The 957-nt window shown below is 72.1% G+C and carries 1 pseudogene; it reads right to left on the bottom strand.

The features are described from left to right. A pseudogene (locus VR44_RS14420) lies at positions 1–957 on the bottom strand (hypothetical protein); the annotation flags it as partial.

Genomic DNA, 957 nt, shown 5'->3' with positions numbered 1-957 from the left:
CCGCAGGCCGAAGGGCTCGGGCAGGACCAGCTTGCCGCCGAAGTAGTCCAGCAGCGGCGGGTACCAGGTCAGGGGCGCGCGCACGGCCAGCCGTACGACCTCGCTCGCGTCGACCAGCGGCAGCGGGCGCTCGACCGTCTCCCAGAAGCGGATGGACTTGGGGACCTCGACCACCGGCGGCTTGGACTTGGTGGTGAACAGGCCGTGCACGGGGCCGAGGGCGTGCGCGGTGACGTCCACGCGCAGGGTCTTGTAGAGCACGGTGACGGTGACCAGCATCGTGATGACGAGCTGGCCGTCCCACAGCGGCCACTGGATGCCCAGGTAGTGCCGGTTGCCGGCGCTGAACTGCTGCTCGTTGCAGATCCGGGTGATCTCGTGCGGCTTCACCATGAACGTGTCCACGTCCTCGCCGCCGGGCCGGGCCACCTCGGCGGCGCCCTCGCCGACGGGGGTGACGATCCAGTGCTGGATCGAGGCGGGCGGGAAGCCGCCCGTGTGCAGGGGGCCGCGCTCCAGCTTGCGCAGCTGGGTGTCGATCGCGCGTATGACGTCCCAGCTGCGGAAGGGGTGGATCTCGTGGCCCTCGGTCTTCGGGGTCAGCTCCTCGGCCATCTGCCAGCTGCCCCAGCGGGTGCCCATGCCGAGGATGCCCTTGGGGCCGGCGTAGAAGACGGAATTGCTGCGGTCCTCGGCGGTGAGCTTCGCCAGCTGGTGGCGCAGGTCCTCGCGGGCCTTCTCGTCCGGGTTGCCGGGGACCGCCTCGGGGACCTTGGCCGTGACCACGCCCCCGCCGCCGAGCAGGCCGTCCCAGCGGGAGCGCAGGTCGGCGGCGGTCCGCTCGCAGATCCGGCGGGCCCCGTACCAGCCGAGGACGGGGGCGACGATGGCGCCGAGCAGGTAGAGCTCCAGCAGCCCGCTGCCCGGCTGGCGGTAGGCCACGCGGTAGAGCAGGAC

The organism is Streptomyces katrae (assembly GCF_000966975.1).
GTDB classification, from domain to species: Bacteria; Actinomycetota; Actinomycetes; order Streptomycetales; family Streptomycetaceae; genus Streptomyces; species Streptomyces katrae.
This window is presented reverse-complemented; position numbering and strand designations above follow the sequence as displayed.